Annotated in this window: 18 protein-coding genes; 6 read left to right on the plus strand and 12 right to left on the minus strand. The window is 65.7% G+C overall.

What is annotated here, in order from left to right:
* Positions 1 to 113: 113 nt before the first annotated feature.
* The gene (locus EYV96_RS08390; RefSeq protein WP_131150972.1) at positions 114 to 725 is read right to left on the minus strand and encodes an arylesterase; all 612 of its coding nucleotides are present in this window, start codon (positions 723 to 725) and stop codon (positions 114 to 116) included.
* Here EYV96_RS08390 and EYV96_RS08395 point away from each other — a divergent pair.
* The 3 genes from EYV96_RS08395 (at position 724) to EYV96_RS08405 (ending at position 5,096) form a co-directional block, all read left to right on the plus strand.
* A complete protein-coding gene (locus EYV96_RS08395) occupies positions 724 to 1,425 on the plus strand; it encodes an ABC transporter ATP-binding protein (protein WP_131150973.1) in 702 nt (233 codons plus the stop codon). The genes EYV96_RS08390 and EYV96_RS08395 overlap by 2 nt on opposite strands.
* On the plus strand, positions 1,422 to 3,905 hold the full coding sequence (locus EYV96_RS08400; RefSeq protein ID WP_131150974.1) for an ABC transporter permease: 2,484 nt from the start codon (positions 1,422 to 1,424) through the stop codon (positions 3,903 to 3,905). The genes EYV96_RS08395 and EYV96_RS08400 overlap by 4 nt, the downstream gene beginning before the upstream one ends.
* A 72-nt stretch (positions 3,906 to 3,977) precedes the next feature.
* Positions 3,978 to 5,096 (plus strand): SLC13 family permease, encoded by a 1,119-nt coding sequence (locus tag EYV96_RS08405; protein ID WP_131150975.1) that lies wholly within the window; start codon positions 3,978 to 3,980, stop codon positions 5,094 to 5,096.
* A 53-nt stretch (positions 5,097 to 5,149) separates the two neighbouring features.
* On the opposite strand, the gene EYV96_RS08410 is transcribed toward EYV96_RS08405, so the two are convergent.
* The gene (locus EYV96_RS08410; RefSeq protein WP_131150976.1) at positions 5,150 to 5,926 is read right to left on the minus strand and encodes a DUF4097 family beta strand repeat-containing protein; all 777 of its coding nucleotides are present in this window, start codon (positions 5,924 to 5,926) and stop codon (positions 5,150 to 5,152) included.
* 198 nt (positions 5,927 to 6,124) lie between these two features.
* On the opposite strand from EYV96_RS08410, the gene EYV96_RS08415 reads away from it, so the two are divergent.
* Complete coding sequence (locus EYV96_RS08415; RefSeq protein ID WP_131150977.1) at positions 6,125 to 6,655, plus strand: hypothetical protein; 531 nt, start codon at positions 6,125 to 6,127, stop codon at positions 6,653 to 6,655.
* 171 nt (positions 6,656 to 6,826) lie between these two features.
* Here the strand turns inward: EYV96_RS08415 and mazG are convergent, their stop codons facing one another.
* From mazG to EYV96_RS08440, 5 genes are read right to left on the minus strand one after another with little or no spacing between them, the layout of a single operon-like run.
* Complete coding sequence (gene mazG, locus EYV96_RS08420) at positions 6,827 to 7,642, minus strand: nucleoside triphosphate pyrophosphohydrolase (RefSeq protein WP_131150978.1); 816 nt, start codon at positions 7,640 to 7,642, stop codon at positions 6,827 to 6,829.
* Entirely contained in the window at positions 7,635 to 8,462 is an 828-nt protein-coding gene (gene cysQ / locus EYV96_RS08425) for a 3'(2'),5'-bisphosphate nucleotidase CysQ (protein WP_131150979.1), read from the minus strand. Before cysQ ends, mazG begins: the two co-directional genes overlap by 8 nt.
* Positions 8,459 to 9,013 carry an ADP compounds hydrolase NudE gene (nudE, locus tag EYV96_RS08430; protein WP_131150980.1) on the minus strand — a complete coding sequence of 185 codons (555 nt, stop codon included), beginning with the start codon at positions 9,011 to 9,013 and terminating at the stop codon, positions 8,459 to 8,461. Before nudE ends, cysQ begins: the two co-directional genes overlap by 4 nt.
* 9 nt (positions 9,014 to 9,022) lie before the next feature.
* Positions 9,023 to 9,811 (minus strand): inositol monophosphatase family protein, encoded by a 789-nt coding sequence (locus tag EYV96_RS08435; protein ID WP_131150981.1) that lies wholly within the window; start codon positions 9,809 to 9,811, stop codon positions 9,023 to 9,025.
* On the minus strand, positions 9,808 to 10,590 hold the full coding sequence (locus EYV96_RS08440) for a type II secretion system protein N (protein ID WP_165488631.1): 783 nt from the start codon (positions 10,588 to 10,590) through the stop codon (positions 9,808 to 9,810). Before EYV96_RS08440 ends, EYV96_RS08435 begins: the two co-directional genes overlap by 4 nt.
* A 77-nt stretch (positions 10,591 to 10,667) precedes the next feature.
* Between EYV96_RS08440 and EYV96_RS08445 the strand changes: the two genes are divergently transcribed.
* Positions 10,668 to 12,035, plus strand: a complete 1,368-nt coding sequence (locus EYV96_RS08445) for an adenosylmethionine--8-amino-7-oxononanoate transaminase (RefSeq protein WP_165488632.1) — start codon at positions 10,668 to 10,670, stop codon at positions 12,033 to 12,035.
* Between the two features lie 2 nt (positions 12,036 to 12,037).
* On the opposite strand, the gene EYV96_RS08450 is transcribed toward EYV96_RS08445, so the two are convergent.
* Positions 12,038 to 12,373 (minus strand): hypothetical protein, encoded by a 336-nt coding sequence (locus tag EYV96_RS08450; RefSeq protein ID WP_131150984.1) that lies wholly within the window; start codon positions 12,371 to 12,373, stop codon positions 12,038 to 12,040.
* A gap of 162 nt (positions 12,374 to 12,535) precedes the next feature.
* Here EYV96_RS08450 and EYV96_RS08455 point away from each other — a divergent pair, with 162 nt between their 5' ends.
* On the plus strand, positions 12,536 to 13,267 hold the full coding sequence (locus EYV96_RS08455; RefSeq protein WP_131150985.1) for a 16S rRNA (uracil(1498)-N(3))-methyltransferase: 732 nt from the start codon (positions 12,536 to 12,538) through the stop codon (positions 13,265 to 13,267).
* Positions 13,268 to 13,362: 95 nt separating this feature from the next.
* On the opposite strand, the gene EYV96_RS08460 is transcribed toward EYV96_RS08455, so the two are convergent.
* The 4 genes from EYV96_RS08460 to EYV96_RS08475 form a co-directional block, all read right to left on the minus strand.
* Positions 13,363 to 13,839 (minus strand): chemotaxis protein CheW, encoded by a 477-nt coding sequence (locus tag EYV96_RS08460; protein WP_131150986.1) that lies wholly within the window; start codon positions 13,837 to 13,839, stop codon positions 13,363 to 13,365.
* Positions 13,836 to 15,605 (minus strand): chemotaxis protein CheB, encoded by a 1,770-nt coding sequence (locus EYV96_RS08465; protein ID WP_131150987.1) that lies wholly within the window; start codon positions 15,603 to 15,605, stop codon positions 13,836 to 13,838. The genes EYV96_RS08460 and EYV96_RS08465 overlap by 4 nt, the downstream gene beginning before the upstream one ends.
* On the minus strand, positions 15,598 to 21,651 hold the full coding sequence (locus EYV96_RS08470) for an Hpt domain-containing protein (protein WP_131150988.1): 6,054 nt from the start codon (positions 21,649 to 21,651) through the stop codon (positions 15,598 to 15,600). Before EYV96_RS08470 ends, EYV96_RS08465 begins: the two co-directional genes overlap by 8 nt.
* 100 nt (positions 21,652 to 21,751) lie before the next feature.
* Entirely contained in the window at positions 21,752 to 23,782 is a 2,031-nt protein-coding gene (locus EYV96_RS08475; RefSeq protein ID WP_131150989.1) for a methyl-accepting chemotaxis protein, read from the minus strand.
* Positions 23,783 to 23,865 lie beyond the last annotated feature (83 nt).

Genomic DNA, 23,865 nt, shown 5'->3' on the forward strand with positions numbered 1-23,865 from the left:
CTGGGGGTGAGAATTTCACATACGTGAAAGCTAACCGGGCACCCGGTGAGTAATACGTGAAAATTCACGGAGAATTTTCGGTACTGCGTCAGCTATCTGTAAGTCGTACAGGCTTACCTCAGGAGCGGCCGCAATGCCCCCCAAACGTTATCCAGCACGCGCGGCTCGCCCGCTGCCGTGGGGTGCAAGCCGTCGTCCTGCATCAGTTTGGGATCCAGGGCGACGCCCTCGAGCAGGAAAGGCACCAGGGCCGCATGTTTCTGTTTCGCCAAATCGGCGTAGATGGCACGGAGGCCATCCCGGTACTGAGGACCGTAGTTCACGGGCAGTTCGATGCCCAGCAGAAGGACCCTGGCCCCGGATTTCTGGGCCGCATCGATCATGGTGGAAAGATTCTCCCGCAAGGCCGGCAGCGGCAGGCCTCGCAGGCCGTCGTTTGCGCCAAGTTCAATCACTACGACGGCCGGCTTATAGCGTTCCAGGAGACTCGGGAGCCGGTTGCGACCACTTAGAGACGTTTCCCCACTGATACTGGCATTGATCGCAGTCCAACCTGGCTCCATTTGCTTCAGACGTACTTCCAGCAGGTGCACCCAACCCTGTTCCGTCGCAATGTTGTGGGCGGCGGACAAGGAGTCGCCAAGCACCAGAATGGTTTTCGTCGGCGCCGCGTGAAGTGTCCCGACACACAACAGCCACAGCGCAAGCCAAAGGATCCGACGCATGAGTGAATCTTCCCGTCCGCTTCTCGTTGCCCGCGATGTTACCAAGTCGGTGCGCGGCCCCGAGGGGCAGCTGGACATCCTGCGTGGCGTCAGCCTGGACGTGCGCGATGGCGAAAGCTTCGCGATCGTCGGCGCATCGGGTTCAGGCAAGACCACCCTGCTTGGCCTGCTCGCAGGCCTGGACACGCCCAGCCAGGGTCATATCGGCCTCGACGGCCACGCGCTGGAACAGCTGGACGAAGAAGCGCGCGCCGATCTCCGGCGCCGGCTGGTGGGTTTCGTATTCCAGTCCTTTCACCTGCTTCCGGCGCTGACCGCCGAAGAGAACGTCATGCTGCCGCTGGAGCTGGAAGGTGCCGACGACGCTCGCAAGCGCGCGCGCGACGCCCTGGAGGCCGTCGGCCTCACCCCGCGCCGGCGCCACTACCCCGCCCAGCTTTCCGGCGGCGAACAGCAACGCGTCGCCATTGCGCGCGCCTTTGTCCATGGCCCGCGCCTGCTGTTCGCCGATGAACCCACCGGCAATCTGGACCAGCGCACCGGCCATCACATCAGCGACCTGCTGTTCGCCCTCAATCGCGACCACCGCACGACGCTCGTGCTGGTCACGCACGATCCGATGCTCGCCGAGCGCTGCACGCGCCACGTCGAACTCGACGACGGTCGCATCATCTCGCGCAGCGCCGGGGTAGCCGCATGAGGCTGCTGCGCCTTGCCCTGCGCAGCCTTCGCCGCGAGTGGCACCTGCCGGAACTGAGGACACTCGCGGCCTCGCTCACCCTGGCCGTGGTCGCCCTCGGCGTGGTCTCCACCCTCGCCACGCGCATGGAGCGCGGCATGCTCGCCAACGCGGCCGAACTGATCGGCGGCGATCTCGGGGTGACATCACCCCAGCCACTCCCCGCCGAGTACGTTGAACAGGCAAAGGAACAAGGACTCAGCACCACGCACGGCGCCAGTTTTCCGAGCGTGGCCTTCGCCCACGAACAGAGCCAGTTGCTCGACGTGCAAGCCAGTGATGCCAGTTACCCCCTGCGCGGCAAGCTGGAACTTCGCCATCCGCAAAAGGGCGACTACGTTGGACACGGTCCTGCCACGGGCGAGGTCTACCTCGATCATCGCGCGCTGGTGGCACTCAATCTCAAGCCCGGCGACAACGTGCAGCTGGGCGGCCGCGAACTGCGCATCGCCGCCGAACTGGTGCGCCAGCCTGATGGCGGCGAACTATTCGCGCTGGCACCTCGCGCCATCATGAGCCTGGCCGACGCGGAGCAATCCGGCCTTCTGGGAACCGGTAGCCGGGCGCGACATCGTTTGCTGGTCTCGGGGGACCCGGGCCCCGTGAGCCGGTGGCGCAGTTGGGTCCAGGCACAAACGTTGCCGCAGGGCGCTGAGCTGATCACGCCGGAACAAACGCAGGAACGCATGCGCAGCGCCTTCGATCGCGCCAGCGCCTTCCTGCGCTTGACTGCCCTGCTCTCGGCTCTGCTCGCGGGCGTGGCGATCGCCCTGGCCGCGCAGCGTTACGCGCGACGCAAGACCAACGAAGTGGCCTTGCTGCGCGCCATCGGCACACCGCGTCGACGCGTGCTCGGCCTGCTGCTCGGCACGCTTGCCGCACTCGCCATTCCTGCGTCCTTGCTTGGCATCGTGCTTTCGCTGGGCATCGCGCAGGCGGCGTGGTCGTTTGCAAGCACTTTGTTCACCAGCGTTCCGGTGGACCTGCCGCTCGGGCCTGCCTTCGCATCCGCCGCCATGGGCGTGGCGGTGCTGGCGGGTTTCGCCTTGCCGCCGTTGACGCGGCTGGCGGAAGTCCCGCCCGTCGCCGTATTCCGTGACAGCATGACCAGCAAGGTGCGCCGTTTCGACGCGCTGTACCTGATCCCCATCGTCGTGGCGCTGCTGCTGATCTGGAGCCAGAGCGGCTCAGCACGCATGGCGGGCATCCTGGCCGTCAGCCTGGTCGGCGTTGCCGCCGTTGCCGCGCTGCTTGCCGCCGTGCTGCTCTGGACGGCCCGGCGCGTCGCACCGGGCGCGCACCCGGCCCTGCGCCTGGGGCTTGCGGCGCTCGCGCGCCGGCGCGGCATGAGCCTGCTGCAGGCAACGGCACTAAGCCTTGGCCTGGTGGCGCTGCTCTTGCTGGCCATCGTTGCACCCGCGCTGCTGGAGGGCTGGCGGCGAGAACTGCCGGCGGATACGCCGAACTGGTTCGTCCTCAACCTGCAGGACGATCAGCGCGCGCCATTCGAGCAAGCGTTGTCAGGCATCGGCTCGCAACAGCTCAACATGCTGCCGCTGGCGGTAGGCAAGCTGACGGCCATCAACGGCAAGCCGATCGACCAGCTTCAGTTCAAGGACGAGCGTGCCAAGGACTGGAGCGATCGTCAGCTGCGCCTGTCGTGGGCCGACGACCTGCCGCCGTCGAACCAGGTGGTTGCCGGTACATGGAGCGGTGCGCATCCGGCGCAGCCGGAAGTCTCCATCGACACGATGTGGCGCGACATGTTTGCGCTGAAGGTCGGCGACACGATGAGCTTCAGTGTCGGCGAGGGCACCATCGATGCACGCGTCGGCAGCATTCGCCAGGTGGACTGGAGTTCGTTCCGCGTGAACTTCTTCCTGCTGCTCGATCTGGCCCACGCCAGCAACCTGCCACACACCTGGATCGCCAGTTTCTATGTGCCACGCGGGCACGCGCAGGACATGGCGAAGCTGTCGCGCGACTTCGGCAACCTCAGCCTGATCGACGTGGATGCCTTGCTTGACCGCGTGCGCGAAATCGTCGACCGCGTGAGCCACGCCGTGCGCTGGGTGCTCGGCTTCAGCTTGCTGGCCGGTGCGCTGGTGCTCGCCGCAGCACTGGCGGCGAGCGCCGCCGAACGTCGCCACGAAGCAGCATTGCTCCGGACCCTGGGTGCGCGACGAACCCAGTTGCGCGCGGCGGCGGCGTGCGAATTTGCGCTGCTAGGACTGGTCGCCGGCCTCACGGCGGCGGTTGGTGCAGCCGGCACCGGGTGGTGGATGGGGCGCGCGGTGTTCCACATCGAGGGCTTCGTCCCTCCGATCGGACCTTTGGTGCTGTCCGCGCTGGCCGCCGCCGTGGTGGTCATGCTGCTTGGCCTGGCCGGCACGCGCAAGGTGACCCGGACCTCACCCATGCGCCTGCTGCGCGAAGGCTGACCGTACGACAGCGGCCCGCTCGCGGGCGGGCCGCTGCTAAAGTCGCGCCGTGTCACTGGCGAAGGGCGGACGATGATCTTCAGCAACGTACGCGAACGCGTCAAAAGCGAATGGCTGCTGGTGGCCTTTGCGACCCTTTCCATCGTGCTGGCGATCGTGGACCCGCGCCCGCTCGCCGACTACCAGCGCTGGCTGCAGCTCTCCACGCTGGCCGGCCTGCTCGGCCTGCTAATCGCCATCCAGGGCATTCGCGATAGCGGGCTCGTCCAGCGCCTGGCCGCCGTCCTGCTGGCGCGGGCGCATTCACTGCGCGTCGTCGGCGTATTGCTGATCTGCCTGACCGCGGTCCTGTCGATGGTGCTCACCAACGACGTGAGCCTGTTTCTCATCGTGCCGCTCACGCTCGCCATCGGGCGCATTTCCAACCTGCCTGTCCTGCGCGTGGTGGTGCTCGAAGCACTGGCCGTCAATGCCGGCTCGACACTGACGCCCATCGGCAACCCCCAGAACCTGCTGCTGTGGCAGTACGTGCGCGTACCGTTCCTGCATTTCGTCGCGGTCATGCTGCCCGTCTTCCTGACGATGTTCGCGCTTGTGCTGCTGGTGACCTGGTTCTGGTTGCCCAAGGGTCGCGTCGAAATGAAGCCCGAGCATCTGGATGGCCATCCGGTATCGGTATCGCAAGCCGCCTTATCGCTGGTCGCACTGGCCCTGATGGTGGTGATGATGGATCACGGCCACGCGGTGCTCAGCGCCGCCCTCCTGATCGTGCCATTCGCCCTCTTCGACTGGCGGCTGCTGGCACGGATCGACTGGATGCTGCTCCTCACCTTCGCCGCGATTTTCCTGGGACTGGGGCACTTCGCCAATCTCAGCTGGGTGCAGGCTGCACTGGATCACATCGACCTGAGCAAGCCGCTGAATCTTTATGTGAGCGGCATCCTCGGATCGCAGCTGATCAGCAACGTGCCTGCGACGGTACTCCTGATGGAACATGCGCCCGATGCCATGGCGCTGGCCGTCGCAGTCAACGTTGGCGGCTTCGGCGGCGCGATCGGCTCGCTGGCCAACCTCATTGCGCTGCGCCTGGCCAATCAGCCCGGCGGCATGAAAGTCCTGCACCAGGTCTCGGTGCCATTCCTGCTGGTCTGTGCGCCACTGGTGTACGTCGTCTGGCGCTATGTCGGATAGCAAAACCCCGGCGATCGCCGGGGTTTTGTCGTCGCTCACGATGTCCGCTTCAATCAGTCGCGATCGCGCGGCACGTTGACCTTGCCACGCACGTCCGAGTGATTCACGTCGCCGCTGCCCTTGGCGCCCAGCGACAGATCGCCGCCGACACCCTTGACCGTCAGGTCACCGGAACCCAGCGTATCGGCGCGAACGCTGCCTTTCACGTCGCGCAGCTCCACGTCACCGGAACCGATGCTGCCAATGCGCGCATCGCCGTTGATGCCCTGGCCCTTGAAGTCGCCCGAACCGACGGCACCCAGGTCCAGGCTACCGATATCCTTCACGTCCATGTCGCCCGAACCGACGCTGGCGGACACCGGACCGCTGACCTTGGTGACATGCAGGTCGCCCGAACCAACGCGCGAATCGAGCCTGGCCACGTTGTTCACCCAGCCATCGCCCGAACCAACGTTGACCGTGAGCGGCATGTTCGCCGGCAGCGTCATGTCCGCCTTCAGGCCCGTGCTGGTGCTGCCGAAGAAATTGATGCTGATGTGCCGACCGCTCGTCCCCATCTCCACGATGAGCTGGTCGCCTTCCTTGTGCTGCGTGATCACCAGATCCGGCAGCAGCTTTTCGTCAGAGGCACAGGCGACGCCTTTGATTTCGCCCGTCGAGCCCGCGACGCCGTTGACGTGCAGGTCATAGCTGCGCACTTCCACCTGCACGGACTTGACGCCGGCCAGATCGAGTTTGAGTTCACGCGGGGCGGTGTGCCTGCAGTTGCTGTCGCCAGCATGCGCCGCAAACGGCAATAGCAGGAGGGAGGCAAGGAAAAGGTGACGCATGGGCGGGCTCCGGGAATTGATCGGTTCGGACAATCAGATGCATGCCAGGTGCAAAAGGTTGCAGATGCGGCGGCGTTCGTGAAGTGACGCCGGTCATGCCTCGACGGAGCCCGCATTTCACGCCTTCCTGACGGGCGCGGTCAACCAAGCCAGCGCCACAGCCGTTCTGCGCTCCTGAGTTCACGAAGGAGCCCGACCATGAAGCCCGTTACCCGGCTTGCCTCGATGCTTGCCCTGACCCTGGCTGGCGCCACCTCGCTGGCCCTCGCCCAGGATGCCCCTGCACCGCCCCCGGCGAAGAGCGGCGCACCTGCCAAAGCAGCGCCACGTGGGGGTGACCGCCATGATCAGCGCGGCCCGCGCGACGATGACGATCGCGGGATGATGTTTGGCGGCCGGTTTGGACCGCCCGACTCGCCGGTGATCGGCGATCTGCGCGACCTGGAGCGCCTGTACGTGCAATCCGGTCGGGCCAAGGAACTGCCTGCGCTCTACAACAGCGTGCTGGCCAAGTCGCAGGATCCGCGCGTTCGCACCTACGTCTATCACCAGCTCGCCCGCGCGCAAGCTGCGCCCACCAATGTCGATCAGGCGATCGCGACGCTGCGCAAGAGCCTGGACGAAAACCTGGCCCAGGAAGCAAAGCGTCGCGACGAGATGGAAAAGATGCGCGCGGCCTGGCAGCAGCGCGCGGGCAATACGCCACCGCCTCCGCCGCCTGCGCAATAACGGAGGCTTTGATACGTCCGGCATCGCGCGCATCGCCCGGCAAGGACATGCGCGATACGGATCGAAATAACGATAACTACGTTGCAACGCACGCCATCACCCTGATGGACGAAGGGCGCCTTGAGGCGCGGGGACCCCAGACCTCGCGCCTCTTTTATGTCCGGGTTGGCGTCAGCGCCTGGCTTCGCTGCGTTTGGCTTCCTGCCACAGCGCTTCCTGCGCGTCGAGATCGCGCTCCGCGAGTGCCTGGCCCTGCGCATCAGCGAGCGCTTCCATCAGGCGGAAGCGCCGTTCGAACTTGGCATTGGCATGCCGCAAGGCCCGCGAGAAATCCACGCCGGCATGGCGGGCGAGATTCACGACGACGAACAACACGTCGCCGATTTCATCCTGCAGGCGCTCGGGCGATGCGCCGTTGGCAAATTCGTGCCGGACTTCTTCGACTTCCTCGGCCAGCTTATCGAGCACCGGATGGGGATCGGGCCAGTCGAAGCCCACCGTCGCCGCGCGCTGCTGCAGCTTCAGTGCACGCTTCCACTCGGGCAGCCCGCTTGAAACACCCGCCAGCGCGCTGTCATCGTGCTGCGCACCCCTGGCGGCGCGTTCCTCAGCCTTGATCTGTTCCCAGGCCGCTTTCTGGGCGTCGAGGTCGTCGTAGCTGACGTCGCCGAAGACATGCGGATGGCGACGGATCATCTTGTCGCTGATCGCATGGGCGACATCGTTGAAATCGAACAGCCCCGCTTCCTTCGCCATCTGCGCGTGGAACACCACCTGCAGCAGCAGGTCACCCAGCTCGTCGCGCAAGTCGTGCCAGTCCTTGCGGTCGATCGCATCGGCGACCTCGTAGGCCTCTTCGATGGTGTACGGCGCAATGGTCGAGAAGTCCTGCCCGACATCCCACGGGCAGCCACGTTCCGGATCACGCAGGCGCGCCATGATGGCGAGCAGATCTTCTAAGCGGTGACGGACGGGGACTTCACTCATGCGGTTCGATCTCGGCTTGCCGCAGTCGCTCGCGCCAGTCGATCGCACGATCGCCCATGGCGAGGAATTCGGGATTGAGCAGGGAATCCTTGGTGTTGTAGCGCAGCGTGCGACCGTGCAGGTCCAGCACGTCGCCGCCCGCTTCCTGCAGCACGCTGTGCGCGGCGGCCGTGTCCCATTCGCTGGTCGGGCCGCGGCGCAAATAGACGTCCGCATCGCCGCGCGCCACAAGACAGAACTTCAGCGACGAGCCCAGCGGAAACGAGGTGTAATCATCGCCAACCAGCTCCTGCAACAGCCCGGCGGCGAGACCACCATGCGAACGGCTGCCCGCCACGACAGCGGGCTGCGCCAGCGGGCGCGTGGCAAGACGTTCCCACGCACCGTCCCTGGCCGTCTGGCGCCAGGCACCGTGGCCGCGCTCGGCGGCGTACAGATCGCCCGTCACGGGTGCCAGCACCACGCCCATGACCGGCTCGTGGTTATCGATCAGCGCGATGTTGACGGAGAACTCGCCGTTGCGCTTGACGAATTCACGCGTGCCATCGAGCGGATCGACCAGCCAGTAGCGTTGCCAGGCCTGCCGCGTTGCCCAGGGCAGGATGCGCGCTTCCTCGGACAACACCGGCAGTACTTCATCCAGCTGCGAAAGCCCCGCCACGATGACACGCTGCGCCGCCAGATCGGCCGCCGTCACCGGCGAATGATCGGCCTTGCGCTCGACGGCGAATTCTTCGGCGTAGACCGCAAGGATCGCTTCGCCGGCATCGCGTGCAATCCGGCAAAGCCGAGTCAGAACCGGAGACAGCGGTGCGCTCATGGATTGAAGCGGCCGGCAAGGTACTCGCGCGCCATGAACAGCGCCGCGATCGAACGACCTTCGGTGACGTCGTCGCGTGCGATCAGTTCGTGCAGGTTGTCCAGCTTCCACGGCACCACTTCGAGCTCTTCAGGCTCGTCGCCTTCCAGCCGCTCGGGATACAGATCCTGCGCGAGCACCACGTGAGCCATGTGCGTCATGTAAGACGGCGACAGGGACAGGTTGTGCAGGATCTTCAGCTTGCGCGCGCCGTAACCCACTTCTTCCTTGAGTTCGCGATCGGCGCCCTGCTCGGCGGTTTCGTCCTGGTCCAGGCGGCCTTTGGGAAGGCTCAGTTCGTAGCGACCGACGCCTGCGCCATACTCGCGCACCAGCAGCACGGTTTCATCGTCCAGCATCGGCACGATGATCACGGCACCCAGGCCGCTGCCCTTCAGGCGCTCGTACGTGCGGCGTTCGCCATTGGAGAATTCGAGGTCCAGCTGTTCGACATGCAGGAAGTGACTGTCGTGGACGTCGCGGGTCGCATGGATGATCGGTGGCTTGCGCATCCGCCTATTCTACCCTCCCTGCGCCGCACGAAAGCGGGCCAGGGCCTGGGCGTGAAGCGACGGTGTTCCAGCCAGGGCGCTGGTGCTGTGCAGGCCCAGGGCGCGCCCCTCGAGGTCGGTGAAGATGCCGCCGGCTTCGTGCACGATCGCCGCCAGTGCGGCTACATCGAGGATGTTCACGTCCGACTCGATCACCAGGTCGAGGCCGCCGCGCGCCAGCAAGTGGTAATGGCAGAAATCGCCGTAACCACGAATGCGGCTGCTGTCGCGGATGAGGCCACCCAGTGCCTCCCAGCGCGCGTCGCGCGTCAGCGTCTTGATGTTGCCCGTGGAAAGGGAGGCATGGGCCATCGTGTCGGTCGCCGCCACGTGTACGCGCTGGCCCTCGAACCAGGCGCCGCCGCCCTTGCTTGCCCAGAAAGTCTCGCCATACACAGGCGCGCTGGACACGCCCAGCACCAGTTCGCCCTCGCGCATCAGCGCGATCTGGGTCGAGAAGAACGGCGTGCGTCGCACGAAGCTCTTGGTGCCATCGAGTGGATCGACCAGCCAGAGCAGGCCGTCGGAACCGCCATCGTGACCAAATTCTTCGCCGTAGATCGCCGCTTCCGGCAAGGCCTCGTGCAGGATTTTCCGGATGGCCAGTTCGGCCTCGCGGTCGGCAACGGTGACCGGCGTGGCGTCGCTCTTCCACTCCACGTCCACGCCACGTTGCCAGTAATGCAGGATGACTTCGGCCGCGGCGGCGGCGGCTTCCCTTGCTGCCGACAGGGCACTGGCCAGATTCACGTTGCTCATGACTTCCCTTTGGTGGCGAGTGCGCCGGCCACGCCGCCGTTGCGCTGGATATGGATGACGCCCGATGTGTCGGGCTTGCCCAGGGTGCGGAGCCATTGTTGCATTACCGGATCGCCGGATCGCGCCTGGGCCGTCATGTCCACGCGCCAGCCGAGAGGGCTGAGCTGCCAGTGGCCATCGAGCGCCAGTGGACCGGTGCCGTCATCGTTCAGGCGTATGTCCACGACGCCCTCCGCGCCGGAGGCCGCCGCATGGAGATCGCCCACGCGCACCTTGCCCGCGCGGGTGGTCAGCACGCCGTCTTTCCATTGCGCCGTGCCATCGAGGGCAAGCGGCCAGTTGCCCTGCAGCTCGGCATGGCCGATATCTGCCTGCAGCTGACCTTCCAGATAGCCGTCCGGAAGGCCAAACCGGCGGGCGAAGAAACGCGCATCGCCGCTCAGGTGAACCTGCTCCCAGACCTGGGCCTGGGCATCGTTGCCGTGCATGCTGCCCCGCGCGGCAAGACCCGGGCCGTTCAGGTCGAAACTCAGTTTCAGGTCACCCAAGAGGATGGCGCGCGACAGCTCCCAGCGCAGCGCACCCAGCGATTTGCCGTCCGGGCCGAGCACCGATCCGGCCTGTCCCTGCCACAAGCTGCCACTGACCGCCTCCAGTCGCAGGCCGTGCAGGCGGGCGTCCAGCGCCGGTTTCACCCAGCGGGCCGGTAGCCACCAGAACAGGGCAAATACCAGCAGCAGGGCCACGGACACGACGGCGACGACACGCGAAACCTTCAAACACCCACCTCCTGACGACACTTGCGAGGCGGGCCGCAGGACTTGAGCGGACGCACCCACCCGCCGATCATACCCGGATGAATGCAGCAGCCCTCAGCAATACCGCCCTTGCGGCACGCGATCTCCGCCACGTCTGGCACCCCTGCACGCAGATGCACGACCATGCTGGCCTGGTGCCGATGATCCCCATCGTGCGTGGCGAAGGCGCCTGGCTGGTGGACGCCGACGGCAAGCGATACCTCGATGGCATCAGCTCCTGGTGGACCAACCTGTTCGGCCACGCCAACCCGCGCATTGGTGCGGCACTGAAGCAGCAGCTGGATACGCTGGAACACGTCATCTTTGCCGGTTTCACGCATGAGCCCGCCATCGAGCTGGCCGAACAGCTCGTGCAGATCACGCCACCGGGCCTGGACAAGGTGTTTTTCGCCGACAACGGTTCGGCCGCCATCGAAGTCGCGCTCAAGATGAGCTTCCACTACTGGCTCAACCAGGGCTTCGGCGAGAAGACGCGTTTCATCGCACTGACCGGCAGCTATCACGGTGAAACCCTCGGTGCGTTGTCCGTCAGTGACGTGGCGCTGTACCGCAAAACCTATGCGCCGCTTCTGCTGACGCCCACGCTGGCGCCTTCACCCGATGCCTATGAAGCCGAAGCGGGCGAGACGGACAGGGCCTATGCGCAGCGCTGCCTCGCCGCCATGCGGAAGCTTCTCGAAGAACAGGCGCACGAAACCTGCGCCGTCATCGTGGAGCCACTCGTGCAGTGCGCCGGCGGCATGCGCATGTACCACCCGGATTACCTGGCCGGCTTGCGCCAGCTCTGCGACGAATTCAACGTGCACTTCATCGCCGACGAGATTGCCGTGGGCTTCGGGCGCACGGGCACCCTCTTCGCCTGCGAGCAGGCCCGCGTGACACCGGATTTCATGTGCCTGTCGAAAGGCCTGACAGGCGGCTTCCTGCCGCTCTCTGCCGTACTGACGCGCGACGCCATCTACGAAGCGTTCTACGCCGAGTACAGCGCCGGCAAGGCGTTCCTGCACTCCCACAGCTATACCGGCAACCCCCTGGCGTGCCGCGCCGCACTGGCAACGCTGCAGATCTTCCGGGAAGACCCCGTGCTCGAGCGCAACCGCGTCCTCGCCGATCACCTTGCAAGGCGCCTGGCGCCGTTCCGCGACCATCCGCAGGTGGGTGACGTGCGCCAGACCGGCATGATCGCCGCCATCGAACTGGTGCGCGACAAGGCATCACGAACACCCTTCGATGCGGGCGAGCGTCGCGGCCTGCAGGTGTACCTGCACGGACTCAAGCACGGCGCCCTGCTGCGCCCGCTGGGGAACATCGTCTACTTCATGCCGCCTTACGTGGTGACGGAAGCGGACATCGACCATCTGGTCGACGTCGCCACGGCAGGCATCGAGGTGGCGCTGGCCGGCTGAGCTCAGCGCCCCCTGGTGGTGATGCTGGGATCAAGCTTCTGCAGCGCCGGGCCGAGGTTCTTCTCGCCCGTGCGATCGAGCTGTTCCTTCGTATAGGTCTTGCCGTTCACGGGCATGCAGTGCCCGCCCTGGGTCTGGACGGCGCTGCCGGTTGGCTTGAGACAGTCCGGATCCTTCGCTGCCTGCGGTTGTTCGGGATAGGCGCTCACGCGACCCCCAGGGACAGCGCGCAGGCTGGCGTCACCGGCGGGCGGCGTCGTTGATTGGGAGCGGACGGGCAGCGTGATCGCGGCGGCGGCAATCCCGACGATCAGCATGGCAATGACACGATGGCGCATGGCGGTCACCTCGCGGTGGCGCAGGGGACGGTAACCTCATGTTGCGCCTCGACATTCCCGCAAGCAAGCCACAAGAATCCGCCATCTCGCGCCGGTTCAGCCGGACATGCCTGACGACGCGCACTAAGCTATCCTCGCGCCCTTTCCGACCCGTCCTTGAGCATGCGCACCATCCGTATCCACGTCGATCTGCCGCTCGCCCCTGCCGGTGAGTTCAACTTGCCGGGACAGGCGGGCGAACATGTCGCACGCGTGCTGCGCATGGTCGCGGGCGATCCACTGACGCTGTTCAATGGCGACGGCAAGGATTACCGCGCTCAGATCATCGCCACGACCAAGCGCGACGTCACCGTGCGCGTCCTCGAAGCGATGGCCGTCGACAACGAGTCGCCGCTTCGGCTGACGCTGGCGCAGGGCATCGCGCGCGGCGAAAAAATGGACCTGATCGTGCAAAAGGCCACCGAACTGGGGGTTGCCCGCATCGTGCCGCTGATCACCGAACGATCGGAAGTGAAACTCGATGCTGCCCGCGCCGAAAAGCGCCTCGCGCACTGGCGCGCGGTCGTCGCCAGTGCGTGCGAACAAAGCGGTCGTGCCTTCGTTCCGGACGTGCTCCCTGCCCTGCCCCTTGAAGCGTGGCTCCGCGACCTGGGCGATGAAGGCGAGCGCCTCGCCTTGCTTCCCGAAGGAGACGTGCAGGCGAAAGCGCTGAGCTTCCGCCACGCGATGGGTATCCTGGTCGTCGGCCCCGAAGGCGGGCTCGGCGAGCGTGATGTCAGCGCCCTGGCGGGTGCCGGCTTCCGTGGCTTGCGCCTGGGTCCGCGCATCCTGCGGACCGAGACGGCGGGGCTGGCGGCCCTGGCCGCGCTGCAGGCGCTGCACGGCGATATCTGAGGCACCAGAATGCCGCGCGCCTTGCCCACCGCCCGGGGACGGATCTCCCCATGCAACACGCAACGCGAGCGGCTTGTCGGCTCCTCGGGCTGGATTTAGTCCGCCAGCTCCAGCAGGCCAAGCAGCTCCTGCTCGATGCCTTCCAGATCGGGCACCACGGCCACGTCATCACGCACAAGCACTTCGGCCTTCACGCCCGGCGGCAGTGGCGTGCCGTCGTGCGTGGGGATGATCAGCTCGGCGTTGAGCGTGGTCAGGCGCGGGAAACCCTGCGTGACCACGGCAATGAACGGAAGGCGGGCATGCCCGCCCAGGGCCTTCAGCACGGCCACGCGAACGGCCAGCGAGGGATCGCCTTCTTCGGCGTGCGCCAGGCGGGTAAACGACACCAGCGGGACACGCCAGCCACGCCATGCAATACGACCCAGCAGCCAGTCCGGGGCGTTTTCCACCGGCTCGGGCGCGGGCAGCGTAATGACTTCCGCCACCGTGGCGTTGGGCAAGAGGAGACGCAGGTTTCCCACTGGCACCAGTACGCAACGAATTTCGCGCGGCAACGGTTGCTCGCTCATCGCAGTGCCTCCACCGAAAACTCCTCGACCAAATGTGCCGCCAATTCAAACGGCGTTCCCGAAAAACTTGCGAGGCGCTCGGCTTCCACGCCATGCACCATATCGGCGAAATGTTCGCCGTTGGATAGCTCGACCCAGACCTTGCCGCCGCGATCATGGATCGCCTGCGCGCCCGCCACCGCATCGGTGGACGGTCCGGTGAATACGATGGCAAGCGCATTGCGACCGAAGACATTCGCCGCCGTGGTGAAGCCACTGTCGATCGACGGGCTTTGCGCGCCGATATCCACGACGTCGGACTCCACTTTGCCATCGCGCAACAAGCGCACCTGCCGACCTGCCGGCACCACCAGCACTTCGCCGGAACGGGCACGCAGGCCCGGTGTCGCCACGCGCACCGGAAGCGCCGAATGCGCCGCAAGGCGATCGGCAACGGCATCGGCCTGGTCCAGGCCCTGATGCTGGATGTGCAGCACGGTCATGCGCAGGCTCGACGGCAAGGCTGCCAGGAACGCACAAACCGAATCGGTGCTTTCGCTGGTGGCGCCCAACAACAAGACGCGACTGATCGCAGCCTCCAGTTCGCCGAGCTGGAATTCATTGCCACCGTGTTCGAAATCCTGTGGCGCGATGGCTTCCTCGATCGACACCAGCTCAAGGCTCATGCCTGGCTGCAGGAACGATTCGGTTTCGTCGCCGCCTTCCGGCGCAAGAAAATCGGCCGCACTGACTTTCTCCACCGCGAAACTGCTGGCCGGCGCACTGGCCGCCGTCGCGCTCGCACCCGACGTCAGCGGGGTTTCATCATCGACCAGCGACCAGCCCGAATGCAGGGCTTCGGATGCTGACATTTTCTCGACCTTCACCACGTCGCTGGACGGCATGAAGGTGTCATCGAGCGGTGCGAGCGACAGGTGATCAAGCTGGAACGACGGGCGTGCAGCCGACGTCGCGTCCAGCATCGACTCCGCGACGGGAAGTGGCGGCGGGATCGGTGCAGGGCCCTGCGTCTCGAACGATTCGGGTGCGCCGAAATGACCGTCGTGCAAGGCAACGTCACTGCCGAAGTCACCGTCGTGCAAGGTCACTTCGACGTCGCCCAGGTCGTACTTCAGTCTGCCGAAATCATCCTCGGCAAGCTCGACGTCATCGGCGGCAAGCAACGCTTCCAGTTCGGCAGCCAGGGATTCGGAGGCTTCGGCGGTCTGCTCGGCTTCCGTCGGCACCGGCACGTCGACTGCGGTCCAGCTCGACGCAGGCTCGGCCTCATCCACCGTCGGCTCGGCGAAGGAAAACGTGGCGAACTCGGCCGACGCCGTATCCACCGTGATCGGGGGTTCGTTATCAGTAACCGGTTCGGGCGCGGCGACGGGCGTGCGTTCCAGCGATGGTTCGAACGCAGGGGCATCTGCCGGACGCGGCGGATCGATATCCCCCTCAGCCATCACCTTCACGGCCAGGTGGCGAGCCCAACGGGCGCGATCCCAGCCATCCAGTCCGCGACTGGCCTGCGCGTCGTTGAACACCACGCGCGGCTGATCGCCATCGATGACGTCGTAGAGCCGATCCAGTTCGTCAGCCGCGTCGTCATCGAGGTTCACCACGACCACTTGCGCGCCTGCCGACGCGAGCGCATCGCGGGTCAGCGCGGCGAGCGTGCCTTCATGAACAATGCGGGCGCCGCGTTCGCGCAAAGCTTCGCGCAAGTGACCGCCCAGCTCGACATCATCGAACAACAGTGCGACTGCCGGTGCCGCATCAGCCATGGGTGGACTCCATGGCACGCTGCTCCAGCACTTCGCTTATCTGCGCCAACAGCTCCGCTTCCTGGTACGGCTTGCCGAGATAGCGGTCGACGCCGATGTCGAATGCGCGCTGACGGTGTTTGTCGCCGGTACGCGAGGTGATCATGATGATCGGCACGTCGCGCAGTCGCGGATCGGCCTTCATCGCGGTCGCCAGTTCGAAACCGTCCATGCGCGGCATTTCGATGTCGAGGAGCATCAGGTCCGGTACGCGCTCGTGGAGTTTCTCCAGCGCGTCCATGCCATCCTTCGCCGTCGCGACGTCGTACTCGTGACGTTCCAGCACGCGACCGGTGACCTTGCGCATCGTGATCGAGTCGTCGACCACCATGACCACGGGGCGTCCGCGGACTTCTTCGACGACGACCGCCGGAACCGCACTGAGCCCTTCGGCCAGGCGCTCCTGGCGGCGCACGATGCCGTGACGCACCAGCGGGGCGAGATCAAGAATGATCAGCACCGAGCCGTCACCCATGATGGTCGCGCCGAGGATGCCCGGCACCGAGCTCACCTGCGGGCCCACCGACTTCACCACGATTTCGCGCGAACCAATCACCGCGTCGATGCGGATGGCGGCACGCAGGTCGCCCGAACGTGTCAGCAGCAGCGGTAGCGTTGCCTCGTCGGTGTTGTGGCCCGACGGGATGCCCAGCAACTCGGACAGGTCATGGATGCCGTACTGCTCGCCGCCGTACGGGAAGCTCGGCTCCTCTTCGGCCAGGCGTTCGGCCAGTTCGGACGGCGAGATGCGCGCCACACCCTGTACCGACGTCATCGGAATCGCGAAGGTCGCTTCGCCGATGCGAACCAGGATGGCCTGCGTGACGGCAAGGGTGAACGGCAGGCGCAACACGAAGGTCGTGCCCTTGCCCTGTTGCGATTCCACCGCCAGCGAGCCGCCGAGCTGCTTGATTTCGTTTGCCACCACGTCCATGCCGACGCCACGGCCGGCCAGCTGCGTCACGCTGCTGGCGGTCGAGAAGCCCGGCTGGGTGATGAGGGCGAGGAGCTGATCGTCACTCGGTCGCGCATCGGAACGCAGCAGGCCGCGTTCGATGCCGCGGTTGCGCACGGCTTCGCGATCGAGGCCGCGGCCGTCGTCAGTGACACGCACCACCACCTCGGTCGCTTCACGCGCCACGCGAATGCGCACCGTGCCTTCGGACGACTTGCCCGACTTCACGCGATCTTCCGGCGCTTCGATACCGTGGGCGACGGCGTTGCGGAGCATGTGCTCGAACGGCGCCTTGATGCGATCGAGCAGGTTGCGATCCATTTCGCCGTGCGCGCCTTCCACGATCAGCTGCGCACCCTTGCCCTGTTCCTGCGCAGCCTGGCGCAGGGTACGGCGAAGGTTGGGCACCATCGTGTCGAAGGGGAGCATGCGCGTGCGCAGCAAGCCTTCCTGCAGTTCCGAACTCACGCGGGACTGCTGGATCAGCAGTGTTTCTGCCTGACGTGTCAGCTCGTCGAGCATGCTCTGGATGGACACCAAGTCCGATACCGACTCGGCCAGTGCACGCGAGTACTGCTGCAGCTGCGAGTAACGGTCGAGCTCGAGCGGATCGAACACCGACATGCCGGCTTCGCGATGCTCGCGCTGGAAGCGCGCGATGATCTGCGCTTCCGTTTCGATTTCCAGCATGCGCAGCTGGCTGCGCAGACGCTGCACGGTCTGGTCCAGTTCGACCAGGTTGAAGCGGTAGCCGGCGACCTGCTGTTCGAGGCGCGAGCGGTAGATCGCCACCTCACCGGCATGGTTGACCAGACTGTCGAGCAGATCGGCGCGTACGCGGATCTGTTCCTGGGTACTGCGGAATTCGTCGAACTGCCCCTCTTCCGGCAACAGCTCGGGCAGCACCTGATCGGCCGCCAGCGGCGTCGGCACGTGCTGGGCGACACCATCGCCGGCCATGCCGACGAAGTGGTCGATCATCGCCTGCGGATAGGCGATGCCACGGCCCTGCGATACGCGCTGCACCAGCTGGTGCAACTGGTCAAAGCCCTGCTCCAGCGCACCGATCACGTCGCCCACGCGAGCGGGGTCGCGCCCGATCGGCGCTTCGAGCATGGTTTCGATGGCGTGGGTCAGGTCACCGACCGGCACCATGCCGGCGATGCGCGCGCCACCCTTGAGCGTATGCAGGTCACGCTGCAGCTCGGCAAGGTGGGCAGGCTCCGTCGGCTCGGCGCGCCACTGCGCCAGCACGCTGTCGGAGTGATCGAGGATTTCGCGTGCTTCCTCGACGAAGATTTCCAGCAAGTCAGGATCGATCTCGCCGTTGAACCACGTCGCATCGGCATCGTCGCTGACCGGAATGCGCTCGGCCGAGACGGTGATCGGCGCAGCGGCAGCTTCTTCGACGACGGGCTCGGGCTCGTGCGCCGGCTCGACGGTTTCCACCACCGGCGGTGCCGTCAGCGCGTCAAGTTCGGCGTCATCCGCGATGGCAAGCGTGTCGCCCGTGGCTTCGACGTGGGAGTCTTCCTCGTCGTTGAGAGCCACGTCGACCATGTCGACTTCCTCGATGGCATCGTCCGCCGACGCGTCGTCGATGGTCGTTGCCGGTGCTTCGGCGCTCGTCGCTTCACCGGTCGCTTCATCGGCCAGCCACTCAGGCGACTCGGTCGACGGCGCGTCGGTCGATTCGACGACGGCCTCGGGCTCGTCCATCAGATCGCCGAAGAGCGCGGCGAAATCATCTTCATTCGATGCGGCGATGCCGTCGGCCGGCGTGGCCGCCGACATATCGGCCTTCGTTGCGTCGAACTCGCCCAGCGCGGCCATGAGCTCCGCGGTGTAGTCGTCGACCGGCTGATCCTTCTGCGCCGCTTCGCGCGTGGCGTCGAGTTTCGCCGCCTCGTCGGACGCTTCCAGGAACGGAACGGCGTCGTGATCGACCGGCATCGCGGCATCGAGCGCTGCGGCAAGCGCACCTTCGTCGGCCGCTTCCATTTCCGCCAGCTCGTCCGCGTGCGGCTCGAACACGACGTGAGCCACCTGCGGCTCCGGCTGGCTGTCGCGCAATTCGGTGATGCGATGGATCAGTGCGTCAAGGTCAGGCAACTGCGGCTGCGCGACGTCGAACTGGGTCATGATGAAATCGACCGCGTCGGCACTCTGGCCCAGCAGGTTCACGCCTTCCGCCGACAACGGCTGACCCGCCGCCCGCAGACGCTTGAGCAGGCTTTCCAGCGGCGACAGCAGCTGCGTGAGCAGCGGGATATCGACCATGGCGATGGCGCCATGCAGCGTATGCACGGCGCGCAACAGGCCGTCGTCCACGCGCAGTTCGTCGTTCGTGCGGTTGATATTGTGGCGAATGGTCTGCAGGTACTGCGCGACTTCGCTGCGCAGGATTTCCAGCAGGACCGGGTCGACCGGCGGCATCACCGGTGCGGCGATGACGTTTTCGACCGGCTCAGTCGGCGCTTCGTCGACCGATCCGATGCCGGCCAGACTTGCGGCGGGGATGGACTCGGCAGCGACATGGGCACGCGGCACGCGACGGCGCACCGTGCGCGTCACGGTTTGCATCGTCATCGGCGCCTGCGCGGCGATGGTGGCTTCCGGATCGCCCGCCGACAGGCGCTCGGCGGCATCCATGATGGCGTGCAGCGGCGCCGTGATGTTGCCCTCGCCCTTCAGCGACGCGTGCAACTGAGGCAGCGCGGCAATCGCCTGGTGGACCACCGCCTGTACGTTTTCGTTCGGCGCGATGGACTGATCCAGCACGCGGTTGAGCATGTTCTCGACCTTCCACGAGAACTCGCCGAGCATCTGCGCGCCGACGAGGCGCCCGGAGCCCTTGAGCGTGTGGAACGAGCGACGGATCGAAGTCAGCGGACCGAGCACTTCCGGTTCGGCCAGCCACGCATCTTCGGCGCTGCGCAGGTTTTCCATCTCTTCCTGCATTTCTTCCAGGAAGATCTCGCGGATGTCGTCGTCGATACCGTCAGCCGTGAGCTGGAAGCCACCGTGGACCGCCTGGCCACCTTCGGCCACGGGCACTTCCTCGGTGATTTCCTCTTCGATCTCGACCCAGTCGTCGCCCTCAGCGGTAATCGCATGCGGCGTGAAGTGTTCGGTGTCGGCCAGGCGCAGGCCGCCAATGTCTTGCTGCGCCGGCATCGGCGTCGAGGCGCTGCCGATGACCAGGCTGCCCAGGTCGGTGCCGTCGGCGAGGCTCACGCTCTCGGACAGCTCCGGCTCGTCGGCCAGTTCGTTGGCAAAGGAGAACGGATGGATCGGTGCCGCCGGCGCGGCCGGTTCTTCCGCAGCCAGCACGGTGCGAACCGGCGGAGGCGGCCAGTAACCGAGCGTGCTGAGGCTGTGCTCGGCAACGTCCAGGATGTGTTCGAGGCCGCCGCGATGTTCGCGCGCGGCTTCCAGGTAGTACTCGAGCGCGGCGAGCGCATCGGCGAGGTGGTCCATCTGCACGCTTGTCGGCACGCGACGGTCGCACAGCAGTTCGTTGCCGACGAAACGGCCAATGCCTTCGGCCAGTTCGGCCGGGCGCGGCGCCGACAGCATGCGCATCGCACCGGACACTTCGTCCATCAGCGCCGGCACGTCGGTCAGTTCTTCATGGCGCCAGCCGGATTCGACGAAGGCGACGATGGCCTCCTTCACCTTGCCGGTGTTGGCCGTCGCTTCCTGCATCAGGGTCGCCAGGATGTGGCGCGCTTCGCTGCGCGGCAGCATGCTGCTCGGCGCTTCGGCGTTCACTTCCTCATCGGCGCCCAGGCTTTCGATGTGGTCATCGAGCGAGGCTTCGACATAGAGCAGCGCACCGGCCACGTCGAGCAGCAACTCTTCGTCGGGTGCACGCATGCGGCTGGCGATTTCTTCCAGCACGCGACGCTGTTCGTTGACGACGCGGCGCGGCACACCCAGGGCGAGCATGCCCAGCGTGTCGCCCACGCGCTCGAGGATTTCGGTCTGACCGTTGAGCTGGGCCGGATCCGCGTCGCTCTGGCGCAGGAACAAGTCCAGCGCTTCCTTCACGCGAAGCAGGTCTTCCTTCAGGGCCTTGGCCACGGAGTCGAGCAAGGCACGGTTGTGGCCGGACATCGAGCCGCGCGCGTGTTCAAGCTCGCTCGCATCGGGCAGCAAAGCATCGAGACCGTACGTGCGACGCAGCTGTTCCATGCGCGGCGTGCGCTGCTTGGATTCGGCCACGACGTAAAGCAGTTTCTTGGCCAGCTCGTCGGCGTCGCCGCCGCGCATGCTGTTCTCGCCGTTTTCGATGAGCTGGCGAATGCTGCGATCGACCTTGCCGATCAGCTGTCGCACTTCACTTGCCTGGCTCTTCAGGGCGCCCTGCTGCAAACCTTCGAGCACACCGGCGGTGATCCACCACAGGCGACGTCCCGGAATGCTGTAGCAGCACGCGGCAATCGCATCGAGCGTCTGCGCCATCGCGGCGAGCTGCTGCTGCGGCTGCTGACCGCGAAACCAGGCCAGCAACTGCTGCTGGAAGCGAAGTCGCAGTTCGGCAACCTTGCCGTGCGCGCGCTCGGCCTCTTCCTGGTTCATCGCCGCCGGCGCTTCGTCCGGCAGGGTGACTTCAAGGTTCGGCGAGAACAACGCGGATTCGTGCAGCGCCTGCTGGCCACGACTGGCGCGCAGGTCGTTGAGCAATGGCAGCAAGACCACCGGCACATCGCGGTGGCCGCTGGACAGTCGCTCCAGGTAATCGGGCAGCTGCATCAGGCCGCGCATCATCGCGGCATACGCTTCCTCCCGCTGGGCGACGTGATCTTCGAGCAGCGAGATGGCAAGGGTTTCCATCTCCTCGGCCACCAGGGCGGCGCCGTAGAGCTCGACCATGCGCAAGGTGCCCTGCACCTGGTGCAGGCTGTCCGCGCACGAGCGCATGACATCCCTGTTGCCCGGATTGTCGACGTAGGATTCCAGCGCCTCACGGGCGATGGACAGCGTCTCGTCAAGCTCAGGCTTGACCCACTGCAGGGTGGTGAAATCGATGTGGTCTTGAAGTCTCATGCGCCCCTCTCAGCGGCCACGCAACAAAGCGTTACGCAACCGACGAGGTTGCCCCCCTGTCCTCGGGCGTGTTCGCGAACGTTCACGCCCATGCCCTGATTCAGCCCGGCAGCTTAAAGTGAGCCACCGAACGCCGCAGATCGCTGGCCAGCTGCGCCAGGTAACCGATCGAGTCGGCCGTCTGGCTCGCGCCTTGCGAAGTCTGCGAGGTAATTTCCTGGATCGCGTTCATCGACTGCGAAATGTCCGTTGCCGCCACCGACTGCTGACGTGCAGCGGTCGAGATGTTTTGAATCAGCGCGGACAAGTCATGCGACACGCGCTCGATGTCTCCCAGTGCGCTACCGGCGTCTTCCGCCTTGCGTGCACCGGCCACCACTTCCGCGGTGGTCTGTTCCATCGAGTTCACCGCTTCGTTGGTATCGGACTGAATCGCCTGCACCAGCGTTTCGATTCGCTTGGTCGCGCTCGCCGAGCGTTCGGCGAGTCGCTGCACTTCGTCCGCCACGACCGCGAAACCGCGACCGGCTTCGCCCGCCGACGCGGCCTGGATGGCGGCGTTCAAGGCGAGGATGTTGGTCTGCTCGGCAATGTCGTTAATCAGTTCCACGATCGAGCCAATTTCCTGCGAGGACTCACCCAGGCGCTTGATTCGCTTGGAGGTCTCCTGGATCTGGTCGCGAATCGAGTCCATGCCCGAGATCGTTTCACGCACCACTTCGGCACCACGCGAGGCGATTTTCACCGAGCGCTCGGCCACGTCGGCCGACTCGGCGGAGTCCTTGGACACGTTATCCATGGAGCTGGCGATCTGGTTGATCGCGGTGGTCGCCGTGCTGATGCGCTGCGCCTGGCTCTGCGCCGCGTCGGCGAGGTGGCGGGCGGTGGTCTGCGTTTCCTGGGCCGACGACGACACCTGCTCGGAGGTCTCGTTAATCGTGGTCACCAGGGTGCGCAATTCGTCGATGGCGTAGTTCACCGAGTCGGCGATGGCGCCGGTGATGTCTTCGGTCACCGTGGTCTTTACGGTCAGGTCACCTTCGGCGAGCGAACCCATTTCGTCCAGCAGGCGCATGATGGCCTCCTGGTTACGCGTGTTCAGTTCGGCCGATTCCTGGAAGCGCTTGCGCTGGTCGCGCACGAGGGTGAACACCAGCACCAGGGCGAAGCCCACCGCGCCCAGCGCACCGATCACGCCCCACCACACGTTCGGGAACAGGCGGCGCATTGGCAGCTTGGCGATCTGGTCGGCCAGCTCGTTGGCGCGCAGCAGCACGTTCTGCGAATCCAGCGAAGCCTGGTTGCCTGCGCGCTTCACTTCGGACAGGTTGCCGGCGGCGCCGATCAGCTTGCTGACCGGTTCCTGCAGGCCGTCCCACTGCGTCTGCATGTCCGTAAGGATCTTGCGGGCGTTCGAGTCATTCATCGAGCGGACGCCGACGTCGGCGTTGCCCTCGAGCAAACCCTTGAGCACCGAGCCGTACAGCTGGCCGTCGCGCGACAGGCCGTCGGCGGCGGGCTGGGAGGCGTCGCCACCCTGCAGCACTTCCTGCACTCGGCGGATCATACGGTCAGCCAGGAGCATCTGACGGGCCGAGGTGTACGTCTGCTCCGCGCTACCGCCGCGCTGCTGCAGGATGTTCACCACCTGCTCCATGCTGGAGTTCAGCACGGGCAGTTCGCGCGACAGGGTGCCGGCGCGCTGGGCCGAATCGAGCACCAGGGCCTTGTTGGACAGGATCTTGCCGATGTCGGCGTCGAGCTGCTTCCAGGCGTTGCTCAGTGCGTTCACCGCACGACCGGCCGGGGTGGAACTGGCGTCACCGTACGCCTGCATGCCGCTCTTCGTGTCGCCCTTGTTCAGGCGCTGAACGGCCGAGTCGATGGCGTTGCGGGTGGTTTCCAGTTCCTTGAACGAGTCGACGTTACCGTCGGACGCTTCCAGCGCATATTTCGCCGTCTGCTGCGAAAGCACCTGGATTTGTGTCGTCAAGGCAATGGCCTGGCGGTCCTCGGAGTTCTTCGAGTTGAGCATGAAGAAGTCCAGCGCCGCGAAGCCGATCGCAATAACCAGCAAGACGATGAGGCTGGTATAGCCCCGTTCCTTGCCGACGCCCCCTGTAGTGCTCATGTTCGTTTCCTCACCCGTCTACACCACGCCGGGGTTGCCGGCGCTGGCTGGGACTACTTTGCCCCTGTTTCCGGCCGCTTCCG

It is taken from the genome of Dyella terrae (genome assembly GCF_004322705.1).
Classification (GTDB): domain Bacteria; phylum Pseudomonadota; class Gammaproteobacteria; order Xanthomonadales; family Rhodanobacteraceae; genus Dyella_D; species Dyella_D terrae.